Consider the following 23,298-nt stretch of genomic DNA (forward strand, 5'->3'; position numbering starts at 1 on the left):
GGCCTCCGCCCATCCGGAGCGTCGGCGGGTTCGAACCTGAAGGGACAAGAACTCTTTCAGGCGAAAGGTGATCGATGGCACCCGGTCGGCACACCAGCGCAGGTCAGCGCATCGGCGCCGGAAGGCACGCGACTCCGGAAGGATCCACCGCCCTCGGTGGGCGAACAGGGGGCGGGCGGCACCGGGCGGTCGGTCCGTCCCGGCGGCGGGTGGGTCTGGCCGTGGCGGCCGGCGCGGCGCCGGTAGTGCTCACGCTCACCGGAACCGGCCCGGCCACAGCGGATGTCGAGTACCCGGCCGCTGTCACCGAAGAGGCGCCGTCGACCGGCACCGGTCCGGGCTCGCCGAAGTGGCCCGCCGCCGAGGCGCCGAATGTGCGTCCATATCACGGGATCCGCATTCCGGACGACACGCTGAGTTCCCTGCAGTGGGCGCGCCCCGTGCCCGAACCCGAGTACCTCTCGCCGGTGGAGGAGCTGCACGCGCCGGTCCCTGTCGCGCCGGTGCCGCCGATCGCTCCCCCGCCCGAAATGCTGCGCTTCGGGGATGTGCGAGTCGAACCGCCGGAGTGGTTGCCGCGCGAGCACGCCATCCAGCTCAACGACGCCGCGGCGGTACAGGAAGCCGAACTCGCCACCTTCTTGGATTCGGTCGGCATGGAACGCACCCGCTCGGACCGGGTCGCGAGCCAGACCATCGGCGCGGCCGCTCTCGGCGCCGCCGCGGGCGCCGCCGTCGCGAGTCCGTTCGCCCTGATCGGCGCGGGTGCGGGCGGTGCGATGGGAATGGTCATCGGCCTGCCCTTCGCACCCATCGGCCTGGCCGCGGTGCCGGTCGGCGCGGCCTACGGCGCGGCGCTCATGGCCGCCCCACTGGCAGTCATCGGCGCCGGAGTCGGCGCGACTGTCGGCGCGGCGCAAGCTCTTACCGCGCCGCCGCGCGCACTCGGCCCCGCGCCGGTGTAGTCCGCCGTGACCGAAGCCCGGACGCCGGGCGATCGAATGCCGCCGCCGAGCAGGGGAATCGCACGCCCGGCGTGCTGTCCGCCCGAAACCGGGAACCCCGGTCCCGTCGATGGGATCGAGGTTCCGTACCGGAAACGCTCAGCTCTGGAAGGCGAACCGCAGCAGCGCCTGCCGGTCGCCCTGCTTGATCTTGCCTTTGCGGTCGAGCACCTCGAGCTGCCAGACCGGGCCGTTGCGGAACGCGCGGGCGATGGCATTGGCGTTCTCGGTGCCCAGCATCGAAGGCCAGATCTCGGCGACCTGCTGGCTGCTGCCACCGGTCGCGTCGTAGATCTTGAACGCGATGTTGTTGGCCTTCTCGAAAGAACTTCCCTTCTTGAACGCCGCGGCGACGAAGATGATCGAGTCGATCGCGGCGGGCACGTTGGCGAAGATGACGTGCACGGTCTCGTCGTCGCCCGCGGCAGCACCGGTCTGCTCGTCGCCGGAGTGCGCGACCGAGCCGTTGCCGAACGGATCGAGGGAGTCCAGGCCGGCGAAACGGACCGGATCGCCGCCCTGGGCGCAGATCGCGATGAGATCCAGATCGACGCCCTTCTTGCGACGGGCCATGCCGAGCAGGCCACCGCTGCTGCCCGCCGACGGATCCCAGCTGACGCCGACGCTCAGATTGGTGATGCCGGCCAGGTCCGCGGGGCCGTCCTCTTTGCGGAGAGTGATCATGTGCTGCGATCGCCTTTCGTGTGACGCGGTTGTCTCGGGTGAAGCGTTTGTCTCGGTGAAGCGGTGAACGTCAACCGTTTTCGGATTCGGTGCCGGTACCCCGTGTCGACGGTTTCCGTGTCGATGATGCCCAATCGGCTCGCGTTCTGCCCGGCTCGTCCGCAGCGGCCCGCGATGGAGCGCGTCGATGATCATGATCGGCCCGACGGGATCGGCGTCCGCACAAGGACTACTCCCCCGTTCTCGGCCGCCTCGCGCCCCCGCAGGCGCACCGACCCGATTCCCTCAGCGGTGTGCGTCATGGGAAGACGGATGCGGGTGGGACGCCGCAGGAGCGCCCCACCCGTAGGGTTCCGGACCAGGTGCCCGGGCAGAGTCAGACGGTAACGCCGAAATCGCGTGCGATGCCGGACAGTCCGGAGCTGTAGCCCTGGCCGATGGCGCGGAACTTCCACTCCGCGCCGTTGCGGTACAGCTCGCCGAACACCATCGCGGTCTCGGTGGACGCGTCTTCGGACAGGTCGTAGCGGGCCAACTCCTCGCCGTTGGCGCGGTTGAGCACCCGGATGTAGGCGTTGCGTACCTGGCCGAAGGACTGGCTGCGCGCGTCGGCGTCGTAGACCGAGACCGGGAACACGATGGATTCGATGGTGGGCGGGGTCGCGGCGAGGTCGACGTTGATGACCTCGTCGTCGCCGGCGCCCTCACCGGTGCGGTTGTCGCCGGCGTGCTCGATGGCGCCCTCCGGGGACTTCAGGTTGTTGAAGAACACGAAATGCTTGTCGGAGACGACCTTCTTGTCCGCTCCCAGCGCGATGGCGCTGGCGTCGAGGTCGAAGTCGGTGCCGGTGGTGGTGCGCAGATCCCAGCCGAGCCCGACCGCGACGGCGGTCAGGTTCGGCGCCTGCTTGGTGAGCGAGACATTGCCACCTTTGGACAAACTGACACCCATGGACTGATTCCCTTTCACATCGACGGCGACCGACCATCGGCACGCCGCGCTCCCGGACGAGGCCGGGCCCTACTGATCGGTCCTGCCGCCACACACGGCGGAACCGGCATCGCGGCGGAAGAGAGCGGAACCGGCGGCCACACGACGATCGCCGAACACGGCGCCGCGTGCCCCGAATTCGATACTGCCCCCCGCGAGTGTCCGAGCGCTGAGCGCCGCACCGTCACCGGCGACCGGCGGCACCACTGCTGAAGACCTGGCGAGACCGGTGGCGGCGCTGTCGGGCACGATTCACACTAGCACGTCACAATGTCCGATTTGTCCGGCTACTGGGCGCCCGCGCCGGGGATCCGGCGACCTCGGCCCGGCGTTCCGATGACGGCGAAGTGTCGTTCGGAGATCGGCAGCCCACCCCTCGACCGACGAGAGCACACCCCGCAACGACACCGAGGCGGGACGTGACGTCCCGCCTCGGTGCTACGAAATCGCTGGGATCAGGCCAACTTCAGCGAGCGGCCGATGATCTCCTTCATGATCTCGGTGGTGCCGCCGTAGATGGCCTGGATGCGAGCATCCATATAGGCCTTGGCGATCGGGTACTCGCGCATGTAGCCGTAGCCGCCGTGCAGCTGCAGGCAACGGTTGATGAGGTCGATCTGCTCCTCGGTGCTCCACCACTTGGCCATCGCGGCGTCCTCGGCGGAGAGCTTGCCCGCGTTGAGGTCCTCGATGAAGCGGTCGACGAGCACGCGCACCGCGGTGGTCTTGGTGGCGAGCTCGGCCAGCACGAAGCGGGTGTTCTGCAGGGCGCCGATCGGCTTGCCGAACGCCTTGCGGTCGCGCACGTACTGGCAGGTCATCTCCAGGCAGGCCTCCATCGCACCGGCGGCCATGACCGCGATGGACATCCGCTCCTGGGGCAGGTTCTGCATCAGGTGGATGAAACCCTGCCCCTCGACGCCCAGCAGGTTCTTCGACGGGACACGCACATCGGTGAAGCTCAGCTCGGCGGTGTCCTGCGCCTTGAGGCCGATCTTGTCGAGGTTGCGGCCACGCTCGAAACCGGGCATGCCGCGCTCGACCACGAAGAGGCTGAAACCCAGCGCACCCTTCTCCGGGTCGGTCTGGGCGACCACGATGACGATGTCGGCGTTGATGCCGTTGGTGATGAAGGTCTTGGCGCCGTTGAGGACCCAGTCGTCACCGTCACGAACCGCGCGAGTCTTGATGCCCTGCAGGTCGGAGCCGGTGCCGGGCTCGGTCATGGCGATCGCGGTGATGATCTCACCGGAACAGAACCCGGGCAGCCAGCGCTGCTTCTGCTCGTCGTTGGCCAGCTCGAGCAGGTAGGGCGCGATCACATCGTTGTGCAACGAGAAGCCCAGGCCCGAGTACTGCAGACGGGAGGTCTCCTCGGTGATGATCGCGTTGTAGCGGAAATCCTGCACGCCGCCGCCGCCGTACTCCTCCGGCACAGCCATGCCGAGGAAGCCCTGCTTGCCCGCCTCGAGCCACACCTCGCGAGGGACGAGGCCGGCCTCTTCCCACTCCGCGTGGTTCGGCGCCACGTGCTGCTCGAGGAACTTGCGGTACGACTCCCGGAACAGCTCGTGCTCGGGCTCGAACAGTGTGCGCTCCACACCAACCTCCTTTTGGCCACACGGACCGGTCCACACCGACCCGCCGTTACCCGATACGGTACCCGGAACCCAAACCGTGGTTCACTTCGCACCGAAGATCTTGGGTTCGACCAGGAAGAGTAGCGGCACCGCACGACACAAAGCGAGACCGGTCGCAAACCTACTCGCCAGTCGGCAGCACACGCGCGACAATAGCTTCCAGCTATCACTCGGCAAGTTCGAGGCCGCGGGCCAGGACCGGCCAGGATTGCTTCAGCGCATCTTCCCAGTACCCCCAGGAATGCGTACCGGTCGGATCGAAGACATAGGTGGCCTCGATCCCCAGACCGGTCAGGCGGTCGCGCATATTGCGGGTACAGAGGTCGGTGGCGGCCTCGAGCAGTCCGCCGAGGACGACCTGATTCACCAGCCCGTCGACACCGGGCTGGGCGCGCGGCCCGTTCAGCTGGTCCCAGCGGCCGGGCAAGCCGCTGCCGGTGGACAGGAACAGCTCCACACCGCGCAACCCCTCGGCGTTCACATACGGATCGTTCGCCACCCACATCGGGTCGTCCGGCGGGCCGTACATGTTCACCACGTCACCGCCGCCGGCCGCCACCACCGTCTGCACGAGCTGATGGCCGAGTGGATCGCTGATCTGGGCGCATCCGCTGTAGGCGGCCACCGCGCGATAACTGCCGGGGGCAGCGATGGGCAATTGCAGGACCGAGGTGCCCGACATCGACAGACCCGCCAGCGCGTTGAGCCCGTCGGTGCCCAGGGCGCCGTCGATCACCGGCGGCAACTCTTCGGTGAGGAACGTCTTCCACTTGTTGACCCCGAGAACGGGATCGCGGGCTCGCCAGTCGGTGTAGTAACTCCACGCCCCGCCGATCGGCTGGACGACATTGACCGGGTGCGCGGCCAGGAATTCCAGCGCCGAGGTCCGCGCCTGCCAGGTCGCCGAATCCTCCCCACCGCCCGCGCCCGCCAGCAGATACAGGGTCGGCCTCGGTACCGAGGTGTCGGCCGGCCGCTGCACGTCGAGTTCGATCACCTGATCCATGGCGGCGGAATAGACGCCGAGCCGGAGGTTCCGGTCACCGACGACCCGGAAGTCGACCAGCCGCGATCCGTCGGCCGATATCGGCGTCGCCGACGGCGCCCCGGAGCGAACGAGCGGATCGGCCACCGTAGGCGTTGCGGCGCCGGGATCAACGGCAGGCGCGGGGGGCACGCCGGGATCGGCAGCCGTCACACTGGCTGGCACAGTGGCCGTCATGATGGCCGCCGCGATCGCGGTGGCGGCTCCGGTCAGCCTCGATCCGATCCGCGTCCACGCCATTTCCTCACGCTACGCACCGGATGCCGGAGAATAGCTGGAAAGCCGATGCCGTTCGAGGATCGTTGTACGCCGAAGACGGGACGGTGACCGTTGTCCAGCGTGGCCGGCCCGCACACGCCGACCCGATCTCAGATGCCCAGCAGACCGCGGACCCGACCGCCGAGCGTGCGACCGGAATCGCGCGCACGCTCGGTGAACAGATAACGGATCTCCTCCTCGAGCGCCTTGCGCACCACATCACGCAAGTCGGCGGCCGCAGCGTCGAGATCCTCGGCGCCGGTCCACGGCGCCGGATCGATCGGCGCCCCCGCGGAGAAGTAGAACCGCTCCGGCCGCGGGATCGGCCCGAGACCGCGCACCAGCGGCGGCGTGAGGTCGTGCTTGAGGCCGAGCGCTTCGACAGCCCAGCGCACCGGCCGCATGAGGGAATGATGACCGTCGACCACGATGTCGTAGGCATCGTCGACACCGATCATCGCCACCGGCACGATCGGCGCCCCCGCGGCCAGCGCCATCCGCGCGAATCCGGTACGCCCCTCCCACTTCAGTACGTACTTCTCGTTCTTGCGGCGGATGGCCTCGCGGCCGCCGCCGGGGAACACCAGCACCGCCTCGCCGCGTTCGAGCAGCGTTTGGCAGTTGTGCCGGTTGCCGCGCACGGAACCGTAGTAGTGCAGGAAATGCCGCACCCCCGGTACCCCGATGAGCAGGTCTTCGGCCAGGCCGCGGATCAGCCTGCCGCGGGTCCGCAGCACCTCGGGCATCAGCAGCGGCGCGTCGATCAGGCCGAGCAGATTGTGGTTGGCGACCAGCAGCACGGGCCCCTCGGCGGGGATGTTCTCCAGGCCGTAGAAGCGCGGGCTGGTCCAGGCTCGCAACGGCGCGAGCAGGGTGTCGAGCATTCGCAGATCGTTGTCGTCCAGACGGACCTCCAACGGTGCGCCGTCGGTCAATACCGCCCCGGTGGGCGCGGATTCGGGCATTGCTGGTTTCCCCTCGAATGTCGGATTCCCGGCACGTCGGCGTACGGAAAACGCGGTGGTACGGAAAATGTGATGTCCCCTGCGCCGCAGCATCGCGGCTCCTGGAATCCACCGTACCGAAAGCCCTGGAACCAGTTACAGAAAAACCCGCCCATCGTGGGGCATTTCACCGTGTCACGTATGCCGTCGAGGCCGACGACATACGTGCCGGTCGGTTCTAATTCTGGCGGTCCGCGAGGCGGTCGACGGGACCCGAGCCCGCATGCGCGTATTCCGCCAGCGCGGCGGCCAACGCGTGCGGGACCCTCGCCCGCAGCCGGGTGCCGCCCTCCTCGTGTTCGGAGTGCAGGATCCGGCCGTCGGCGTGCACCCGGGCGAGCAGGTCACCCCGGGTGTAGGGCAGCAGGACCCCGACCTCGACATCGAGATCACCGAGGATCTCGGCCAGCCGCGCCCGTAGCCGGTCGATGCCCGCACCGGTACGCGCCGAGACGAACTCCGCGTGGGGCAGCATGCCGCGCAATTCCGTGCGCTGCATCGGCGACATCGCATCGATCTTGTTGACCACCAGCAGTTCCGGCGGCGCCGTGGCGGCATCCGCCCCGGACTCCTTGATCACCTCGGCGATGACCTCACGCACCGCCTTGATCTGGCCTGCCGGATCGGCGTCGGAGCCGTCCACCACGTGCACCAGCAGATCCGCGCCGGTGACCTCCTCCAGCGTCGAGCGGAACGCCTCGACCAGCTGGGTCGGCAGATGCCGGACGAAACCGACGGTGTCGGTGAAGACGACTTCGCGTCCGTCGTCGAGCTGGGCCCGCCGGGTGGTCGGATCCAGGGTGGCGAACAGCGCGTCCTGCACCAGCACGCCGGAGCCGGTCAGCGCGTTCATCAGACTCGATTTGCCCGCGTTGGTGTAGCCGACGATGGCGACCTGCGGGACACCGGAACCCGCGCGCCTGGCGCGTTTGGTGTCGCGTGCGGTCTTCATCTCGCGGATCTCCCGGCGCAGTTTGGCCATGCGCTCGCGGATGCGACGGCGATCGGTCTCGATCTTGGTCTCACCGGGGCCGCGCAGACCCACACCACCGTTGCTGCCCGCGCGACCGCCCGCCTGCCGCGACATCGACTCGCCCCAGCCGCGCAGCCTCGGCAGCATGTACTCCATCTGCGCCAGCGACACCTGCGCCTTGCCCTCACTGGAGGTGGCGTGCTGGGCGAAGATGTCCAGGATCAGCGCGGTCCGGTCGATGACCTTGACCTTGACGACCTTCTCCAGCGCGGTCAGCTGCGCGGGGGTCAGCTCGCCGTCGCAGATCACGGTGTCGGCGCCGGTCTCGAGCACCACCGTGCGCAGTTCGTCGGCCTTTCCGGAGCCGATATAGGTCGCCGGGTCCGGCTTGTCGCGACGCTGGATCAGCGCCTCGAGCACCTGTGACCCCGCGGTCTCGGCAAGAGCGGCCAGCTCGGCCATGCTCGCTTCGGCCTGCGCGGACGTACCCGATGTCCACACCCCGACCAGCACGACGCGCTCGAGGCGCAGCTGCCGGTACTCGACTTCGGTGACATCGGTGAGTTCGGTGGACAGACCCGCGACGCGACGCAGCGAGGTGCGCTCCTCGAGCCGCATCTCGCCGGCGGTGGGCTCGGCGCTGGTCCAGCCGTTGCGCTTCATCCGGGCCGCGCGTTCGGCGATCACATCGCCTTCGTTCGCGTACTCGCCGCCGGCGGATTCGCCGCCGTCGAAGTCGGTGCCGTCGAAGTCGCCGTCCGCGTCATCGGTGTCGCGGTAGTCGGCGCCGTCGAAGTCGCCATCGACGTAGTTGTCGTCGGCGTAAGTGTCGTCAGTGTGGAATCCGGCCTGGTCGGCGGTGTCGTTTCCGCTGGAGGTCGAAGTGATGTCGAACGTCTCTGATTTCCTCATACACCATCCATGCTGCCACGGTTCGGGCCACGTCCGCATTTCTATTTCGCACGGACGGTCCCGGAATAGACCCAGGCGACGAGAACCGGGGGACTCAGCCCAGGTCCCGCCACCAGTCCGCGCCGAGCCGACCGGTCGCTACCAGCACCGACGGTCCGCGCAACCAGGCGTGACCCGCCGACAGGCCGACGCGCACCTGTCCGCCGGGCACCCGGACGGTCACCTCGCCGGAATCGGTGGCCAGATCGAACCCCTCGGCGCTCAGCGCGGCGGCCGCCGCCGCGACGGTTCCGGTGCCGCAGGAGCGGGTCTCGCCGACCCCGCGCTCGTAGACGCGCATGTCCACGCCGCGCCGCGCGTCGATCGGGGTCAGGATCTCGACGTTCACGCCGTGGGAGAACAGATCGGGGTCGTAGCCGGGGGAGACGGTCAGATCGAGTTTGGCCAGTGCTTCGGCGGTCAGTGCCGGGTCGACGCAGGCCAGATGCGGATTGCCCACATCGATGCCGAGGCCGGACAGACCCCAGCCGCCGATGGTCGCCGTGGACGGTCCGAGGTTGCGTACCTCCCCCATCGCCACGGTGACCTCACCGTGCACCGGGCCCGCGGCGTGCACGATGACCGGTCGCGCCCCCGCGCGGCTGCCGACCACGTGCTCGGCCCTGGTCTCCCGGCCGGTCGCGGCGAGGTAGTGCGCGAACACCCGGACGCCGTTGCCGCACATCTCGGCGATCGAGCCGTCGGCATTGCGGTAGTCCATGAACCAGTCCTGCTCGGCGACCCCCTCGGGCAGTTCGGTGAGCACACCGGCGGCCCGCAGCGCGCCCGCGCGCGCGACCCGCAGCACACCGTCGGCGCCCAAGCCGCGCTGCCGGTCGCACAGGGCGCTGATCCGCTCGGCACCGAGTTCGAGCCGGACGTCCTCGTCGGGCAGCACCACGAAGTCGTTCTGGGTGCCGTGGCCCTTCGTGAACTCGATGTCCGTCACTCGTGATTCTCCGTTTCCGCCGGCGGCCGGTCGTCTTCTGCGGTGTCGTGGTGTGCGGGGCCGGTCATCGAACGAACGTCCGGCGCTGGCGCGATATTTCGTACAGTGCGACCGCGCCCGCCGAGGGGGCCCCCAGCGAGCTGGCGGTGCCTCCCATCGGGATGGACACCAGGTCGTCGCACACATCCTGCCAGGCCGCGCTCATGCCGGTGGTCTCGTTGCCGATCACCAGGACCGTCGCTTCCCGGAAATCGTGATCGAAGACCGCGGATGTGCCGCGTTCGTCGGTACCGACGATCCGGGTCGGAATGCCGCGCGCGATCTGCTGGTCCCGGAACTCGACCACCTGCGCCGGTCCGGCCACCCGGAACACCGGCACCGCGAACAGGGAACCGGTGGAGGCTCGAACCGCCTGCGGGTCGTACTGATCGGCCCCGTGCCCGCTGACCACCACCGCGTCGGCGCCGAAGGAATCCGCCGAGCGGATCAGGGTGCCCAGATTGCCCGGCGAGTTCGGCCGGTCGAACACCACCACGACCGGGGCGTCCTCGCCGGGTTCACCGGGCCGGTAATCGGCGAGCTCCAGCTGTCGCGACACCGCGACGGCGATCAGTTCCGGTGCGGCATCGGCCTTTTCGCCGAGCTCGGCGATGAGTTCGGGCACCAGACCGACACCGGGCACCGCACTGGCCTCGAGCGCCTCGCGCGCCCAGGTCGACAGTTCCGGGCCGCCCAGCCGGTACAGCATGGTCTCCAGCGGCCACCCCGCCGCCAGCGCCTGCGTGATCGGCCGCACGCCCTGCACCAGGAAGCGCCGGTCGCGATTGCGCTTGGTGCGGTTGTGCAGGTAGGCCTGCCACACCTGCACCGAGGCATTACGGGTACTGACACGTCGAGTCACTGTGGAGTCCGTTCTGTATTCGCCGGACCGACGTCGCCCGCCGGACCGAAGTCGCCCGCCGGATCGACGCTCGTCGCGGTCGCGGGATCGGCGAGGTCACCATGCCCAGGGCCCGAGGCGGGATGAGCACCGGGCCGCGACGCGGTGGCGCCGCCGGAGCGGTGCTCGGTGATCAGTTCGAGCGCCGTGGTGACCAGGGCGGGATCGGCGCCGTCCAGCCAACGCACCCTGGGATCGCGCCGGAACCAGGAACGCTGCCGCCGCACGTAACGCCGGGTGCCGATGAGCGTGCGCTCCTGCGCGTGGCGCAGATCGTATTCGTCGTCGAGGTAGGCGAGGACCTGGGCGTAACCGATCGCCCGACGGGCCGTGACGCCCCGGCGCAGTCCACGTTCGACGAGTCCGCGCACCTCCTCGACCAGGCCCTCGGCGAACATCAGTGCCGTGCGGTGTTCGATGCGCTCGTCGAGTTCGGCGGTGTCGCGGTCGACGCCGAGGATCACCGTGCCCCAGCGCGGTGTGCCGATGCTGGGCGCCGAAGCGGCGAACGGCTTGCCGGTGAGTTCGACGACTTCCAGCGCGCGCACCATGCGCCGTCCGTCCGTGGGCAGGATCGTCTGTGCCGCAACGGGATCCGCCGCACGCAGCGCCTCGTGCACGGCGGCCGCTCCCCCGGTCTCGAGCAATCGCTCCCACTTGGCCCGCACCGTCGGATCGGTGGCGGGGAACGCCCAGTCGTCGAGCAGCGCTTGGACGTACATCATCGAGCCGCCCACGATCACCGGCGTCCGCCCGCGCGCCATGATCGCCTCGACGTCGGCGATCGCGTTGCGCTGGTAGGTGGCGACGCTGGCGGTCTCGGTAACCTCGAGGACGTCGAGCTGATGATGGGGAATGCCGCGGCGTTCGGCGGGCGCGAGCTTGGCCGTGCCGATATCCATGCCGCGGTAGAGCTGCATCGCGTCGATATTGACGATCTCGCCCTCGAGTCGCTCGGCCAGCGCGAGCCCGAGGTCGGATTTCCCGGTGGCGGTGGGACCGACCACTGCGATCGGCACCGTCATCGCGCCCTGCCTTCCCGGTCGTCCCCCGAACGCCACACGCTCACGTGATAGCCGACGCCGAACGGCGCGTCCCGATAGTAGGTCCGCACGGCCGGGTCGGCGGCGTCGGGGGCGAACACCCCCGCCAGCACCTGATATGCGGCGCGTCCGTCGACGCCGAGTCGTGCGCACTCGGCCGGGTCCAGGGCACGCAGCCCGGCGCGGTCGCCTGCGTCGAGCGCGTCGTCGATCCGGCGCTGGACCTCCGGCGCCTGCTCCTGGAAGTAGCCGGGCGCGCTGGTGGACAGGGTCGTAGCGCCGTCGGCGACGACGAGCACGCCGTGCGGCCGCGGATCGGCGTCCAGTTCGCCGCGCAACCGCGTACCCAGCGCGACGCACTCGTCCACGGAAGCGTCCGCGGACACCAAGCAGGCACGGGCCCGCACCTCCGGGGCGGCCTCCCCCCGCAACCACGCGGCGATCAGCACAGCCAGTGGGACCTCCGGATCCGGTTCGGCAGCCGAGGACAGGGCATGCGCGGACAGCCCGACAGTCACATCGGCTCCGAATCCGCGAAAGGTGCCCACCGATTCGGAGGCGTACTCCCTGGTCACAGTGATCCCCGCGCCCGCATTCGCTGCTGTGGAGGTGCCGTCGGCCGAATCGGAGCCGGCCACCGACTGTGCGGCATCGACGCCGACGACAGTCCAGCCGGCCACCCGGGCGAGTTCACCGACGGCGGCGAGCGTGGCGGCACGCACCCGCGCCACCTGCGCGGCCGGATCGTTGCCGGTCGTTCCGGATCGACCGCCGCAGAGTTCGGGAACCAGGAGCGGCGGCGAGGGGACGAGAGCCGCAATGCTGAACACGTCGCCAACCGTATCGGTTCGCCGTGACGCGCCGACGCGGCGCCGGGTGGGCGGCCGGGTACGGGTTCGAGTGTCTGTCGGGTCAATTCCTGCCGGGATTGATAGTGTCGGGGGTGCGACAACCCAGGTCACCACGGGTTGTCACCCCGCACCGACCCGTGGGCCGCCTTTCGCCCACGAGTGACCCGGACGCGACCGTAGCGGCGGCTGGAGAGCAGGTCGAACGGGATGAACCAGGGCGTAACCAGGCAGCCGTGACGCGCGGCAAAGGACGGAGAGCAATGACCGACAGCAACGGAACCGCGAAGGCCACCCCCGGCAGCGCGCCGCGTCCGTCCGGTGCCCCGAAACCGGGTGGATCCAAGCCCCATCCCAAGCCGCACGCGGTCAAGCCGGCCCCCGGCCCGGCACAGCAGCATCCCCATCCGGTCGTGGTGCCCACGGTCACCGACCCCGCACGTTGGGGACGGGTCGACGAGGACGGCACCGCCTGGGTGAAGACCGCCGACGGCGAGCGGATCGTCGGCTCCTGGCAGGCGGGCGACGCCGCCGAAGGCCTGGCGCATTTCGGCCGCCGATTCGACGACCTCGCCACCGAGGTCGCCCTGCTCGAGGCGCGTCTGGCCGCCGGAGCCGATGCCCGCAAGACCAAGGCCGAGGCCATCCGGCTCGCCGAGTCGCTGCCCACCGCGGCCGTCATCGGCGACATCGACGGCCTCGCGCAGCGGCTGCGGGCGATCACCGAACACTCCGAGGAAGCCGCCGCGCACGCCAAGGAGGAAAAGGAGCGCGCCCGCCACGAGCACACCGAGCGCAAGGAAGCGCTGTGCGCGGAGGCCGAGCAGATCGCCGCCGAATCCACCCAGTGGAAGCACGCCGGCGACCGACTGCGCGAGATCCTGGACGAGTGGAAGACCATCCGCGGTGTGGACCGCAAGGTCGACGACGCGCTGTGGAAGCGCTACTCGAAGGCCCGCGAGGCGTTCAACCGCAGACGCGGCGCGCACTTCGCCGAGCTGGATCGGGAGCGGGCCGCAGCGAAGACGCGCAAGGAGGAGCTGTGCGTCCAGGCCGAGGAACTGTCCGGCTCCACCGACTGGGCGGGCACCGCGGCCGTCTTCCGCGAACTGCTCAACGAGTGGAAGGCCGCCGGCAGGGCGCCGCGGGAGGCAGATGAAGCGCTGTGGCGCCGGTTCAAGAGCGCCCAGGACGTGTTCTTCGCGGCCCGCAACGCCGCCGTCTCCGAACGCGACGCCGAGTTCGAGGCCAACGCGGTCGCCAAGGAGGAACTGCTCGCGGCCTACGCCTATCTCGATCCTGCTCATCTCGACCCCGCTCAGGATCTCGACGCCGCCCGCGCCGGCCTGCGGGAGCTGCAGGAACGGTGGGAAGCGATCGGCAAGGTGCCGCGCGAGCGGATGCACGATCTCGAGGGCAAGCTGCGCGCGATCGAGAAGCGTGTCCGGGAGGCCGTCGACGATCAGTGGCGTCGCACCGACCCCGAGGCGATGGCGCGCGCCGCGCAGTTCCGGGAGAAGGTCGCGCACTTCGAGGAACAGGCCGCCAAGGCCGAGGCGGCCGGTCGCCCCCGCGACGCCGAGAAGGCCCGCGAACAGGCCAAGCAGTGGCGTGAATGGGCCGAGGCCGCCGAAGGCGCGGTCAGCAACCTCTGACCCACAGAACGAACGGCGCCGCCGGGTTCCTCACCCGGCGGCGCCGTTTCTCGATCGGGGACTACTACTCGTCGCCGGAGCGGCGCTTGCGATCGCGTTCCTCCGCAGCGGCAGCGGCATTGCGGCGCTGCTCCTCCGCGGCCAGCTGTACGGCGGTGCGGCTCCACACCACACGCACCCAGTGGAAGGTCAGCACGACGACCGCGATCGTGCCGATGAGCAGGCCGATGCCCGGGCCGGCGCCCACATAGTTGTTCAGACCGGGGGTCTGGCGATGCCAGATCGAGAGGACGCCGAAGAAGGACGCCAGTGCCGAACCGGCGACCGCGATCCAGGCCAGCACCCAGCGCCTGGTCATCAGCGCCAGCAACGAGAAGCCGACGCCGAAGAGGGCGGCGAACCAGACGAACAACCGCGAGGGTAGGCCGACGTGCTCGATGCGCGCGGCCTCGGTGCCGAGCAGCACGTCGAAGCCGCGAGCGCTGCCGGTGTGCGAGAGCACCAGCGAGAACAGCAGGACGAAGACCGCGCCGGCCACCACCATCGCGCGCACGCCGGGATCGATCTCCCCGGCGACGCGCCGTTCGACCGCATCGAGCTCGTCACGGAACTGATCGAAGTCTCCCCCGATACTTCTGCTACCGCTGCTCTCGCTGCTGTGCTCGACGGAGCTCACCGCGTCGCCTCCTGGGTCGTCGTCGCCGGCATCGGATCGGTCCCGATCTGCGTCCCGATCTACTCTGCCACCTGCGTCCGAGCCCGTGGCACCCGCCCCACTACGAGACGTAGTATCCGGGTCGGGCTCATCGTCTCGATCGCGATCGTCCCGGTTCGGCCCGCTCATGAGCCGCAACCGGTCGAGCAGCCCGCGGCGGCCGGTTCCGGCGCGGGTGCGCCGATCCTGGGCAGGCCGAGTCCGACGCCGATCGGCGCGGTCTTCGGGGTGACACCGCGCTCGTGCGCGTCACCGGCGCGGGTACGGCGATGGTTCCTGATCGGGGAGTCGGCGATCAGATGATGCGGCGCGGCCTCGGTGACGTCGACGGTGATCAGGTCGCCGGGGCGGATCGGCTCGGCGGTACCGCCCGGCCGGAAGTGCACCAGCCTGCCGTCGCGGGCCCGGCCGCTCATCCGGGCGGTGGCGGCGTTTTTCTTGCCCGCGCCCTCGGCGACCAGCAGTTCCACCTCCGCGCCGATCAGATCGCGGTTGGCCGCCAGCGAGATCTCCTCTTGCAGCGCGATGAGCCGGTCGTAGCGCTCCTGCACCACCTGCTTGGGGAGCTGATCGGGCATCTCGGCCGCGGGTGTGCCGGGACGCTTGGAGTACTGGAAAGTGAAGGCGCTGGTGAACCGGGCCTGCCGCACCACGTCCAGGGTCTCCTGGAAGTCCGCCTCGGTCTCGCCGGGGAAGCCGACGATGATGTCGGTGGTGATGGCCGCGCGCACCTTCTCGATGATGCCCAGGTAGCGCGCCTTGCGATAGGAGCGGCGCATGGCCTTGAGCACCCGGTCGGAGCCGGACTGCAACGGCATGTGCAACTGGGGGCAGATATTGGGGGTCTGTGCCATCGCCTCGATCACGTCGTCGGTGAACTCGGCCGGATGCGGCGAGGTGAAGCGCACTCGCTCCAGTCCCTCGATGGTGCCGCAGGCGCGCAGCAGCTTGGCGAAGGCACCGCGATCGCGCGGCTCGTCCGGATCGGCGAAGGAAGCGCCGTAGGAATTGACGTTCTGCCCGAGCAAGGTGACCTCGAGCACGCCCTGCTCGACGAGCGCCTGCACTTCGGCGAGTACGTCGCCGGGCCTGCGGTCGACTTCCTTGCCGCGTAGCGAAGGCACGATGCAGAAGGTGCAGGTGTTGTTGCACCCCACCGATATCGAGACCCAGCCCGCATAGGCGGATTCCCGCTTGGCGGGCAGGGTCGAGGGGAAAGCCTCGAGCGATTCCAGGATCTCGACCTGTGCGTGCTCGTTGTGCCGGGCGCGTTCGAGCAGCACCGGCAGCGAGCCCAGGTTGTGGGTGCCGAACACCACGTCCACCCAGGGCGCCTTGCGCACCACGGTGTCGCGGTCCTTCTGCGCCAGGCAGCCGCCGACCGCGATCTGCATGCCCGGCCGGCCGGCCTTCACCGGCGCGAGATGGCCGAGTGTGCCGTAGAGCTTGTTGTCGGCGTTCTCGCGCACCGCGCAGGTGTTGAAGACGACGAGGTCCGCCGTTGCCCCGGGAGCGACCTTGACGTAGCCGGCGTCCTCGAGCAGACCGGACAAGCGTTCGGAATCGTGCACGTTCATCTGGCAGCCGAAGGTGCGGATCTCGTAGCTGCGTTCTCCGTTCATCACCTGTCCGATCGATTCCACCCGTCCAGGGTACGGGGGCCCGCGTGGGCGTCGCACTCGGTATCCGCGCAGGCCCGGCGGGCGCACGGGATCCCCCTGCCGGGTTACGAGGACGTGACGCCCCGGCGTGGCAATACGGCGTGTTGCCGAAAGCGGGGCAAAACGCTGTTTTCCCCTTAAGGTCGAAGACCATGAGCGATGCCGCCGCCCCGACCGGCACGACCGGCGACGACCCGAAACCGGCCCCCGCCACCGCAGGCTCTGCGCCGCCGATGATTTCGATGCGCGGTGTCGACAAGCACTTCGGCAAGCTGCACGTGCTGCGCGACATCGATCTGGAGGTCCCGCGTGGACAGGTGGTGATCGTCCTCGGCCCGTCCGGTTCAGGGAAGTCCACCCTGATCCGGACCATCAATCGGCTCGAGCCCATCGATTCCGGCGCCATCGCCGTCGACGGCGTTGCGCTGCCGTCGGAGGGCAAGGCGCTGGCTGCGTTGCGCGCCGACGTCGGCATGGTCTTCCAGTCGTTCAATCTGTTCGCGCACAAGACAATTCTCGACAATGTGATGCTCGCCCCGATGAAGGTACGCCGGGTCGGGAAACAGCAGGCGCGCAGCCGGGCGATGGAATTGCTCGAGCGGGTCGGCATCGCCGACCAGGCCGACAAGTACCCCGCCCAGCTGTCCGGCGGTCAGCAGCAGCGAGTCGCCATCGCGCGGGCATTGGCGATGAACCCCAAGGTCATGCTGTTCGACGAGCCGACCTCCGCGCTGGACCCGGAAATGGTCAACGAGGTGCTCGACGTGATGGTCTCGCTCGCCAAAGAGGGCATGACCATGCTGGTGGTCACCCACGAGATGGGCTTCGCCCGGCGCGCGGGCGACCGGGTGCTGTTCATGGCCGACGGCTCGGTCGTCGAGGACACCGACCCCGAAACCTTCTTCACGACACCGAAATCCGAACGAGCCAAGGACTTCCTGGGCAAGATTCTCAGCCACTGAGCATCCCCGTCCCGAACCACGGCAGCGAAATTCACACAAGGAGTTAGGAACTCGATGAGGATCACCCGTGCACTTCGTTTCGGCATCGGGGCGCTCGCCCTGGCCTTGGCCGCCACCGGCTGCGGCGGCGGCGACGAGGGCAGTGCTCTCGAACACGCCGAGGAAGGCAAGCTCACCATCGGCATCAAGTACGACCAGCCGGGTCTGGGACTGCGCACCAAGGACGGCACCTTCACCGGCTTCGACGTCGCGGTCGCCGAGTACGTGGCGGGCAAGCTCGGCGTGCAGCCCGAGGGCATCACCTTCAAGGAGGCTCCGTCCGCGCAGCGCGAGACGCTGATCGAGAACGGCCAGGTCGACTTCATCGTCGCCACCTACTCGATCAACGACAAGCGCAAGGAGAAGGTCGACTTCGCCGGTCCCTACTACGTGGCGGGCCAGTCGCTGCTGGTGCGGGCCGACAACACCGACATCACCGGTCCGGAATCGCTGAACGGCAACAAGAAGCTGTGCTCGGTGAAGGGCTCGACCCCGGCGCAGAACGTCAAGGACAAGTACGCCAACGAGGTGCAGCTGCAGGAGTTCGACACCTACTCGCTGTGCGTGGAGGCGCTGCGCAACGGCTCGGTCGACGCGGTGACCACCGACGACATCATCCTGGCCGGTTTCGCCGCCCAGTCCCCCGGACAGCTCAAGGTGGTCGGCGAGACCTTCACCACCGAGAATTACGGCATCGGCTTGGCCAAGGGTGATCAGGAAACGCGCGACCGGATCAACGACGCGATCGAGGAGATGATCTCCTCGGGCGCGTGGGAGGCCGCGCTGAAGCAGAGCGTCGGCGCCGCCGATTTCACCCCGTCACCCGCACCGCAGGTCGACCGCTACTGAGCCGGAGGGAGGGCGGCCCGCCGCCTCGGGCCGCCCTCACCCGATCGATCCCCCGCTCGACCACCACACACCGATGGGAGGGACGCGCCGGCCGTGTTCGACCTGATCTCGGAATACGACACCCAGATCCTGGAAGCGTTCTGGGTCACGATCAAACTGACCTTCTTCTCCGCGATCGGCGCGCTGGTTCTCGGCACGATCGTCGCCGCGATGCGCGTATCACCGGTCCCGGTCGCCCGCTGGCTGGGCACCGCCTACGTCACCGTCTTCCGCAACACCCCGCTGACCCTGATCATCGTGTTCTGTTCGCTCGGCCTGTATTCGGCGCTGGGCTGGACGCTGGCCGGGGATTCCATCGTCGACAACAACTACTGGTGGGCGATCGTCGGCCTGAGCGTCTATACCGCGGCGTTCGTGTGCGAGTCACTGCGGTCGGGCATCAACACCGTGCCGCTGGGGCAGTCCGAGGCGGGCCGCTCGCTCGGCTTCGGTTTCGCTCAGAATCTGCGCCTGGTGGTGTTGCCGCAGGCTTTCCGTTCGGTGATCGCCCCGCTGGGCAGCGTGCTGATCGCACTGACCAAGAACTCGACCATCGCCGCGGCCATCGGCGTCGCCGAAGCCGCCCACCTGATGGCCGAGATGATCGAGAACGAAGCCGCCCTGCTCGCCATCGGCGCGATCTTCGCTTTCGGCTTCGTCCTCATCACCCTGCCGACCGGCCTGCTGTTCGGCTGGCTCGCGAAGCGATACGAGGTGTCCCGATGAGCGGTCACCCAGGACGCCCACTCATCGACAGGAGGTCGCGCCGATGAGTTCCGGAGCTTCGGTTCTGTTCGACGCGCCCGGACGCCGGGCCCGAATCCGCAACCACATCCTCTCGGTACTGGTCGCCGCCGCGATCATCGCGGCCGGCTACTACCTGTTCCGGGTCTTCGAGCAGAAGGGCCAGTTCGAGGCCGCGAAATGGACACCGTTCCTCGAGCAGGAGGTCTGGACGACCTACCTGCTGCCCGGTCTGCGAGGCACGATCGTCGCGGCGCTGCTGTCCATCGTGTTCGCGATGGTCCTCGGCATGATCTTCGGCATCCTGCGGCTGTCCGAGCATCGCTCGATACGGATCGTGGCGGGCACCGTCGTGGAGTTCGCGCGCGCCATCCCGGTGCTGATCCTGATGATCTTCCTGTTCGCCCTGTTCAGCGAATACGACGTGTTCAAGTCCGACGATCTGGCGCTGGCCGCGGTCGTCACCGCGCTGACCATCTACAACGGCTCGGTCATCGCCGAGATCGTGCGGGCAGGCATCCGCTCGCTGCCGCGCGGGCAGACCGAGGCGGCGCTGGCAGTCGGCATGCGCAAGAACCAGCTGATGCGGCTGATCCTGCTGCCGCAGGCGATCACCGCCATGCTGCCCGCCCTGATCTCGCAGATGGTGGTGGCGCTCAAGGACACGGCCCTGGGGTACCAGATCACCTACGTCGAGATCGTGCGGTCGGGCCAGCAGCTCGGTGCGTCCGAGAGCAACACGATCCCCGCGCTGGTCGTCGTCGCGCTCGTCATGATCGCGCTCAACAGCACGCTGACCTTCGTCGCGACCGCGGTGGAGCGGCGGTTGCGTTCAGGGAAGCGGGCCAAGGGCGGCGCGGTGCTGGCCGCCGATTCCGTCATCACCGACGCCGCACCCGGGATGGACTTGGAGAAGAGATGAACGTGGCGACCGCCGCCGGGCGGCCCATCGTCCGGCGGCGTCACGGCTGGTACTTGTAGAAGCCCTCGCCGGTGGCGATGCCGAGCTTGCCCTTGTCGATGTAGTTCGCCTTCAACCAGGCGGCGAGTTGCTGGGCGTCCTCGCCGCCGTTCACCAGAATGTTGTAGGGGGTGGTGAGCCCGATGACATCGAGGATCTGGAACGGGCCCATCGGCGCGCCGGTGCCGATGCGCCAGGTCTTGTCGATCGCCTCGGGCTCGGCGTATCCACCCGCGGCGAGCGCCAACCCCGCATCGAGGAGCGGCACGAGCAGCGAGTTGAGCACGTATCCCGCCTTCTCCTTGTGCATTTCGATCGGCACCATCCCGATGGCCTCGGCGAACGCGGCCACCGCCCGGAACACCGCCGGGTCGGTATCGGTCGTGCCCATGACCTCGGCGGTGTTCATCTTCCACACCCGGTTGGCGAAGTGCAGCGCGAGGAACCGATCGGGGCGTCCGGTGAAATCCTTGATGTCGCTGGGCAGCAGCGTCGAGGAGTTGGTGGCGAAGATCGTCCGCTCGGGCGCGAGTTCACCCAGCCGCTGGTAGATGTCGCGTTTGATGTCGAGTACCTCGGGGACCGCTTCGATCACCAGGTCGGCCTCGGCAACGGCCGCAGCCAAATCGGTGGTCAGCGTGATCGCGGAGCGAGCCTGCTCGGTCGTGTCGCCGGTGGCGCCGGGCACTTCCTCTCGATAGGTGGCGGCCAGCGTCGCCAGGCGCTCCCGCGCCGTCGCCAGCGCCTCCTCACCGATGTCGTAGGCGATGACGTCGAACCCTCGGAACGAGGTCTGGAACGCGATCTGCGAGCCGAGCACACCGGTCCCCAGAACGGTCACCTTCTCGATCTCGAAGTCCATCGTGTTCTCTCCCTTCCCGCGAGACGACCCTCGCCTCGCGACACCACCGACCATCATGGTCCCGCCGGAGGAGCACTGCCCGCAGACCGTCGTCGACGATCCGCCGACTACCCGTTCCGGCGGAGACGACACCGCGGACGCGTGGCGACTCCGGCCCGGGCGCGCACACCCGGACCCGGCCTCGACCGCATCGCAGCGGAACGTGTCGACGTTCCGCTGCGCCGCCGCGGTGCGACCGACCCGGTGCTCAGGGAATTCGGTCCGGCGGCGAATCAGCGGCGTCGAGCGCCCCCAACTCCGCCTTCACCACGGTGTACGCCGTGGATTGGCTGTAGCCGCGCCGGGCCAGCATGCCGACGAGACGGCGAAGAGCCTTGTCGCGCTCCAGATCTCGCGGCATGGTGCGCAGCTTGCGCCGGACCAGGTCGGCGGCGCGGACCCGTTCGTCGTCGTCGCTGACCGCGGCGAGCGCGGCGGCCGCGTCCGAGGGGGCGACGCCCTTGCGACGAAGTTCCCGGGCCAGGGCCTGCCTGCCCTTGCCGGAGTAGGTGTGCCGCGCGTTCACCCACTGCTCGGCGAAGGCGGCGTCGTCCACGAGCCCGACCTCGGCGAGACGGTGCAGCGCGCTCTCGGCGATCTCCGGGGCGAACCCCTTCGCGGCGAGGCGCTGGCAGAGCTCGGCACGGCTGCGGGCGCGGACGGCGAGCAGGCGAAGACACGCGTCCTTCGCCTGCTCGACCGTCCCACCGTGCGGGGTGCGCCCCGGCGTCGACCGGCTCTCGCCCGCCTCCGTCTCCCGCGCATCCCACTCGGATCCGGCCGCCACCGGATCCACCCGGCGGGCCGCGCGACCCGCGCGCGCCGACCGGGAACTCTTCGGCTTCCTGTCTCGCTCCGGCTCGCCGTAGCGATCTTCCCCATGAGCTGCTTCGCCTCGGGCCGCGTCGCCTCGGACCGCGTCATCGTCGGGAAGGATGCCGGACTCGTCGGACATGCTGTGGCCGCCGCCGGATCCGCGACCACCGAGACCGTTCCCACGGGTGGCGCCTGTGTCGAAGAGCCGGCGGGTGGACCCGGTCGAGCGTGCCCGCTGCGGATCGGACTCGCTCGACCGGGTTCCCTGGTTGTCCGCGTCGGCCGAACCACCTTCGGCCGACGGGACCGGTTCTTCCCTCGCACGCCGTCGTGCCACCGCGGTGTCGGTCCCGGAGCGGTTCGCGTCGGAGAGGAGTTCGTGCAGCCGGCGGCGCATGTCGTCGACCGGATCGGACCGCTGTGCGGCGGAACGATCGGGCGCTGTACGCCCACCGGCGATCGGCTCAGAAATCGGCGGGCACCTCGGCCGCGGCCTCGGCCGTCAGGTCGGCGCCGATACCGAGCTTCTCCTTGATCTTCTTCTCGATCTCGTCGCGGACGTCGGTGTTCTCCAGCAGGAACTTGCGGGCGTTCTCCTTGCCCTGACCGAGCTGGTCGCCCTCGTAGGTGTACCAGGAGCCGGACTTGCGGATGAAGCCGTGCTCGACGCCCATGTCGATGAGCGAGCCCTCTTTGGAGATGCCGTGTCCGTAGAGAATGTCGAACTCGGCCTGCTTGAACGGCGGGGAGACCTTGTTCTTGACGACCTTGACGCGAGTCCGGTTGCCGACCGCGTCGCTGCCGTCCTTGAGGGTCTCGATGCGGCGCACGTCCAGACGCACGGAGGCGTAGAACTTCAGCGCCTTACCGCCGGTGGTGGTCTCGGGCGAGCCGAACATGACGCCGATCTTCTCGCGCAACTGGTTGATGAAGATGGCGGTGGTGCCGGAGTTGTTGAGCGCGCTGGTCATCTTGCGCAGCGCCTGGCTCATCAGGCGGGCCTGCAGGCCGACGTGACTGTCGCCCATCTCGCCCTCGATCTCGGCGCGCGGCACCAGGGCGGCCACCGAGTCGATGACGATGATGTCGATGGCGCCGGAGCGGACCAGCATGTCGGCGATCTCGAGCGCCTGCTCACCGGTATCGGGCTGGGAGACCAGCAGGGCGTCGGTATCCACGCCCAGCTTGCGGGCGTAGTCCGGGTCCAGGGCGTGCTCGGCGTCGATGAACGCCGCGACACCGCCCGCGGCCTGCGCGTTGGCCACCGCGTGCAGGGCGACAGTGGTCTTACCCGAGGACTCCGGGCCGTAGATCTCGACGACGCGACCGCGTGGCAGGCCGCCGATGCCCAGCGCCACGTCCAGCGCGATGGAACCCGTGGGGATCACCGAGATGGGCTGGCGCGCCTCCTCGCCGAGGCGCATCACCGCGCCCTTGCCGAAGCTCTTCTCGACCTGGGCGAGTGCGAGCTCGAGGGCCTTGTCGCGGTCGTAGGCCTGTGGTGCCATGTCCTGTCCCCTTTTCGACGGGTAGGTCTTGTTGTCCTGGTTGGCGCCCACAGTAGAGGGCGGCACCGACAAGTTCCGACCCCGAGCCTAGCCGAACAGATGTTCGACTCCAAGTGAC

General features: G+C 69.0%; 20 protein-coding genes and 1 pseudogene. 6 read left to right on the forward strand and 15 right to left on the reverse strand.

Translation table 11 applies throughout. The features are described from left to right. Window positions 1-74 precede the first annotated feature (74 nt). Window positions 75-965, forward strand: a complete 891-nt coding sequence (locus IU449_RS08435) for a hypothetical protein (protein WP_228803819.1) — start codon at window positions 75-77, stop codon at window positions 963-965. Between the two features lie 138 nt (window positions 966-1,103). Here the strand turns inward: IU449_RS08435 and IU449_RS08440 are convergent, their stop codons facing one another. The 10 genes and pseudogenes from IU449_RS08440 to IU449_RS08485 form a co-directional block, all read right to left on the reverse strand. Beyond that, window positions 1,104-1,688: a TerD family protein gene (locus IU449_RS08440; RefSeq protein WP_195001313.1), complete on the reverse strand. Its 585-nt coding sequence runs from the start codon at window positions 1,686-1,688 to the stop codon at window positions 1,104-1,106. Between the two features lie 376 nt (window positions 1,689-2,064). Continuing rightward, complete coding sequence (locus IU449_RS08445; RefSeq protein WP_195001314.1) at window positions 2,065-2,640, reverse strand: TerD family protein; 576 nt, start codon at window positions 2,638-2,640, stop codon at window positions 2,065-2,067. Between the two features lie 494 nt (window positions 2,641-3,134). Continuing rightward, window positions 3,135-4,280 carry an acyl-CoA dehydrogenase family protein gene (locus IU449_RS08450; protein ID WP_195001315.1) on the reverse strand — a complete coding sequence of 382 codons (1,146 nt, stop codon included), beginning with the start codon at window positions 4,278-4,280 and terminating at the stop codon, window positions 3,135-3,137. A gap of 205 nt (window positions 4,281-4,485) precedes the next feature. Further along, window positions 4,486-5,604, reverse strand: a complete 1,119-nt coding sequence (locus IU449_RS08455; RefSeq protein WP_195001316.1) for an alpha/beta hydrolase — start codon at window positions 5,602-5,604, stop codon at window positions 4,486-4,488. A gap of 128 nt (window positions 5,605-5,732) precedes the next feature. Further along, window positions 5,733-6,587, reverse strand: a complete 855-nt coding sequence (locus tag IU449_RS08460; RefSeq protein WP_195001317.1) for a lysophospholipid acyltransferase family protein — start codon at window positions 6,585-6,587, stop codon at window positions 5,733-5,735. Between the two features lie 217 nt (window positions 6,588-6,804). Then, window positions 6,805-8,262, reverse strand: coding sequence for a GTPase HflX (gene hflX, locus IU449_RS08465; protein WP_195002407.1), 1,458 nt, complete (start codon window positions 8,260-8,262; stop codon window positions 6,805-6,807). Window positions 8,263-8,605: 343 nt separating this feature from the next. Continuing rightward, a complete protein-coding gene (gene dapF / locus IU449_RS08470) occupies window positions 8,606-9,490 on the reverse strand; it encodes a diaminopimelate epimerase (protein WP_195002408.1) in 885 nt (294 codons plus the stop codon). Window positions 9,491-9,563: 73 nt separating this feature from the next. Further along, entirely contained in the window at window positions 9,564-10,400 is an 837-nt protein-coding gene (locus IU449_RS08475) for a TrmH family RNA methyltransferase (protein ID WP_195001318.1), read from the reverse strand. Window positions 10,401-10,549: 149 nt separating this feature from the next. Then, window positions 10,550-11,464, reverse strand: a pseudogene (gene miaA, locus IU449_RS08480) (tRNA (adenosine(37)-N6)-dimethylallyltransferase MiaA); the annotation flags it as partial. Then, a complete protein-coding gene (locus IU449_RS08485; RefSeq protein WP_195001320.1) occupies window positions 11,461-12,312 on the reverse strand; it encodes a hypothetical protein in 852 nt (283 codons plus the stop codon). The gene IU449_RS08485 and the pseudogene miaA, both read right to left, overlap by 4 nt. A gap of 281 nt (window positions 12,313-12,593) precedes the next feature. Between IU449_RS08485 and IU449_RS08490 the strand changes: the two genes are divergently transcribed. After that, the gene (locus IU449_RS08490; RefSeq protein ID WP_195001321.1) at window positions 12,594-13,985 is read left to right on the forward strand and encodes a DUF349 domain-containing protein; all 1,392 of its coding nucleotides are present in this window, start codon (window positions 12,594-12,596) and stop codon (window positions 13,983-13,985) included. A gap of 64 nt (window positions 13,986-14,049) precedes the next feature. Here IU449_RS08490 and IU449_RS08495 read toward each other — a convergent pair whose 3' ends face one another. Together IU449_RS08495 and miaB are read right to left on the reverse strand one after the other, a co-directional pair. Next, window positions 14,050-14,661 (reverse strand): hypothetical protein, encoded by a 612-nt coding sequence (locus IU449_RS08495; RefSeq protein WP_324188135.1) that lies wholly within the window; start codon window positions 14,659-14,661, stop codon window positions 14,050-14,052. A 164-nt stretch (window positions 14,662-14,825) separates the two neighbouring features. Next, a complete protein-coding gene (miaB, locus tag IU449_RS08500; RefSeq protein ID WP_228804295.1) occupies window positions 14,826-16,322 on the reverse strand; it encodes a tRNA (N6-isopentenyl adenosine(37)-C2)-methylthiotransferase MiaB in 1,497 nt (498 codons plus the stop codon). Between the two features lie 272 nt (window positions 16,323-16,594). Between miaB and IU449_RS08505 the strand changes: the two genes are divergently transcribed. From IU449_RS08505 to IU449_RS08520, 4 genes are all read left to right on the forward strand, one after another. Next, complete coding sequence (locus IU449_RS08505) at window positions 16,595-17,323, forward strand: amino acid ABC transporter ATP-binding protein (protein WP_195002410.1); 729 nt, start codon at window positions 16,595-16,597, stop codon at window positions 17,321-17,323. A gap of 54 nt (window positions 17,324-17,377) precedes the next feature. Continuing rightward, entirely contained in the window at window positions 17,378-18,211 is an 834-nt protein-coding gene (locus IU449_RS08510) for a glutamate ABC transporter substrate-binding protein (RefSeq protein WP_195001323.1), read from the forward strand. A gap of 93 nt (window positions 18,212-18,304) precedes the next feature. Continuing rightward, window positions 18,305-18,976, forward strand: a complete 672-nt coding sequence (locus tag IU449_RS08515; RefSeq protein ID WP_195001324.1) for an amino acid ABC transporter permease — start codon at window positions 18,305-18,307, stop codon at window positions 18,974-18,976. A gap of 43 nt (window positions 18,977-19,019) precedes the next feature. Then, window positions 19,020-19,916, forward strand: coding sequence for an amino acid ABC transporter permease (locus IU449_RS08520; RefSeq protein WP_195001325.1), 897 nt, complete (start codon window positions 19,020-19,022; stop codon window positions 19,914-19,916). Between the two features lie 40 nt (window positions 19,917-19,956). Here the strand turns inward: IU449_RS08520 and IU449_RS08525 are convergent, their stop codons facing one another. The 3 genes from IU449_RS08525 to recA all read right to left on the reverse strand — a co-directional run bounded on the left by IU449_RS08525 (window position 19,957) and on the right by recA (window position 23,180). After that, a complete protein-coding gene (locus IU449_RS08525) occupies window positions 19,957-20,817 on the reverse strand; it encodes a 3-hydroxyacyl-CoA dehydrogenase (RefSeq protein ID WP_195001326.1) in 861 nt (286 codons plus the stop codon). 247 nt (window positions 20,818-21,064) lie between these two features. Continuing rightward, entirely contained in the window at window positions 21,065-21,643 is a 579-nt protein-coding gene (gene recX, locus IU449_RS08530; protein WP_195002411.1) for a recombination regulator RecX, read from the reverse strand. A gap of 493 nt (window positions 21,644-22,136) precedes the next feature. Then, window positions 22,137-23,180 (reverse strand): recombinase RecA, encoded by a 1,044-nt coding sequence (recA, locus tag IU449_RS08535; RefSeq protein WP_195001327.1) that lies wholly within the window; start codon window positions 23,178-23,180, stop codon window positions 22,137-22,139. Window positions 23,181-23,298: the final 118 nt, after the last annotated feature.

This window comes from Nocardia higoensis, assembly GCF_015477835.1.
Lineage (GTDB): Bacteria > Actinomycetota > Actinomycetes > Mycobacteriales > Mycobacteriaceae > Nocardia > Nocardia higoensis_A.

What these genes read in the sequence shown, in the direction of transcription:
- IU449_RS08435 (WP_228803819.1), top strand. Translation starts at nt 75, where the DNA reads ATGGCACCCGGTCGGCACACCAGCGCAGGTCAGCGCATCGGCGCCGGA.
- IU449_RS08440 (WP_195001313.1), bottom strand. Translation starts at nt 1,688, where the DNA reads ATGATCACTCTCCGCAAAGAGGACGGCCCCGCGGACCTGGCCGGCATC.
- IU449_RS08445 (WP_195001314.1), bottom strand. Translation starts at nt 2,640, where the DNA reads ATGGGTGTCAGTTTGTCCAAAGGTGGCAATGTCTCGCTCACCAAGCAG.
- IU449_RS08455 (WP_195001316.1), bottom strand. Translation starts at nt 5,604, where the DNA reads ATGGCGTGGACGCGGATCGGATCGAGGCTGACCGGAGCCGCCACCGCG.
- IU449_RS08460 (WP_195001317.1), bottom strand. Translation starts at nt 6,587, where the DNA reads ATGCCCGAATCCGCGCCCACCGGGGCGGTATTGACCGACGGCGCACCG.
- hflX (WP_195002407.1), bottom strand. Translation starts at nt 8,262, where the DNA reads ATGAAGCGCAACGGCTGGACCAGCGCCGAGCCCACCGCCGGCGAGATG.
- IU449_RS08490 (WP_195001321.1), top strand. Translation starts at nt 12,594, where the DNA reads ATGACCGACAGCAACGGAACCGCGAAGGCCACCCCCGGCAGCGCGCCG.
- miaB (WP_228804295.1), bottom strand. Translation starts at nt 16,322, where the DNA reads ATGAACGGAGAACGCAGCTACGAGATCCGCACCTTCGGCTGCCAGATG.
- IU449_RS08505 (WP_195002410.1), top strand. Translation starts at nt 16,595, where the DNA reads ATGATTTCGATGCGCGGTGTCGACAAGCACTTCGGCAAGCTGCACGTG.
- IU449_RS08510 (WP_195001323.1), top strand. Translation starts at nt 17,378, where the DNA reads ATGAGGATCACCCGTGCACTTCGTTTCGGCATCGGGGCGCTCGCCCTG.
- IU449_RS08520 (WP_195001325.1), top strand. Translation starts at nt 19,020, where the DNA reads ATGAGTTCCGGAGCTTCGGTTCTGTTCGACGCGCCCGGACGCCGGGCC.
- IU449_RS08525 (WP_195001326.1), bottom strand. Translation starts at nt 20,817, where the DNA reads ATGGACTTCGAGATCGAGAAGGTGACCGTTCTGGGGACCGGTGTGCTC.
- recA (WP_195001327.1), bottom strand. Translation starts at nt 23,180, where the DNA reads ATGGCACCACAGGCCTACGACCGCGACAAGGCCCTCGAGCTCGCACTC.